We start from the raw sequence: 1,590 nt of genomic DNA, 5'->3' as shown, positions 1-1,590 counted from the left end.
AAAAATCGGCGTCATAGGTGTCCAGGATCGATCTCTGAACCTCACGCGTTTCATCGAGATTCTCGTGCTCGAGATAGCGGGACACCGCTTCCGGCATGCCTCCGACGAACATATACAGCTTGAGCAGTTCTCGCAGTTTCTCGCCGAAGACGGTGTCGATGTCGTTGACATGCCCCTGATTCAGCTCGCTGGCAAGCATCGGTTCGCCGGCGTTGTGTAGGAACTCCATGAACGTCAGAGGATGCAGGGCCATGAGATCCACCTTCCCGACGGGGAACGAGTCGTCCTGGTGCGATGCGATGCCCATATAGGATCCGGTCGCGATGATTTGGTATTCGGGTGCCTCCTCGCAGAAGTATTTCAGTGAGGTGAGCGCGCGCGGACATTCCTGTACTTCGTCGAATACGATGAGCGTATGCTCCGGTTGGATCGGTGTCTTCGTCAGGGCGGAGATGTAGCGGATGATTCGCTGGGGATCAAGATCCTGTTCGAAGATCCGTTTCGCGGCTTCGTCGCGCATGAAGTCGATACGCGCCAGCCCGTCGTAGTGGTCGGCGGCAAACCGCTCGGTTATCCAGGTTTTTCCGGTCTGTCGCGCGCCGCGTAGGAGCATCGGCTTGCGGTGAGGATGGGCTTTCCACGCAGTGAGTTCCTTCATCGCCATGCGTTCGAGCTGCATTCTGAGTCCTTTCAGTGGTTCTGATTCGGCATGGGGATGACACGGACAATCGTTGTCACCACCTATATCCTATGTAAAATGTGATTGACACACACATTTTACCCTATGTAAAATGTGGTTGATATACACATTTTACATAGGGTATTTCTTGATGTAGTTCGTTTCGCCGTGATTGGATGGTCTGCAATACCTGCCGTATCGGGCGCACTCAGCCGGCGAGGCGGTTGGAGATGAGGCGGTTGAGGCTGATGTGCTGCTCGGCGGCTTCGATGCTCAGCCGGCGGTGCAATTCCGGGGGGATGCGCACGAGAATGCGCCCGGAGAATCGCCGTTCCGACAATGGTTCCGGCACCTCCTCGCCGTTGGCGGCGAGCCGTGCGACCTCCGCCTCGACGGCGCCGCGGATGCCGACGAACGCCTCCAACTGCGAGGCGCTCGAGAACGTGACGTCCGGCAGTTCGGCGCATGTGGCGACGAAGCGTTCGCCGTCGCCGTCCCAGCGCACACGGTACGCGTAATGGTTGATGTTGGCGGTCGGTTGCGTGGGTGCGGTCGCGGGTTTGGTGGTGAGCTTGGCTGCGGTTGTGGTTTCGATGGCGGGTGCCGTCGCGTCCGCGGCTTCCACGCCGTCGGCTGCGACGCCTTCGATGTTGTTCAGCTGTGATTCGCTCATAGCACCAATGATATCGCCTTGGGTGTGGACGGGGAATTGCGAGCTCGCTTTCCCATATGGTGCCTCACCGTTTGCGCCGTTCGGAGGATGGGCGGCGCAAACGGCGACGTGCGAAGCACGTTGGATTCCGCTTGTCTCGCATGAAACAGCCGACGGCATCCCTCCTTCCCATTGGGGGTTGGAGGGATGCCGTCGGCCGTTTGGCTGTCAGGCGCGGCGGACGTTCCTCAACGAGGGG

Annotated in this window: 2 protein-coding genes; both read right to left on the bottom strand. The window is 59.2% G+C overall.

All coding sequences use genetic code 11. From position 1 onward, the window contains the following. A partial coding sequence (locus BFAL_RS10440) for an ATP-binding protein (RefSeq protein ID WP_152973661.1) occupies positions 1-679 on the bottom strand: 679 nt, incomplete at its 3' end. Positions 680-887: 208 nt separating this feature from the next. Further along, on the bottom strand, positions 888-1,352 hold the full coding sequence (locus BFAL_RS10435; RefSeq protein WP_082440542.1) for a type II toxin-antitoxin system HicB family antitoxin: 465 nt from the start codon (positions 1,350-1,352) through the stop codon (positions 888-890). Between the last annotated feature and the right edge of the window lie 238 nt (positions 1,353-1,590).

The organism is Bifidobacterium aesculapii (genome assembly GCF_001417815.1).
Lineage (GTDB): Bacteria > Actinomycetota > Actinomycetes > Actinomycetales > Bifidobacteriaceae > Bifidobacterium > Bifidobacterium aesculapii.
This window is presented reverse-complemented; position numbering and strand designations above follow the sequence as displayed.

Bases quoted from the DNA above. Each gene is read 5' to 3' on its own strand.
- BFAL_RS10435 (WP_082440542.1), bottom strand. From the start codon at position 1,352: ATGAGCGAATCACAGCTGAACAACATCGAAGGCGTCGCAGCCGACGGC.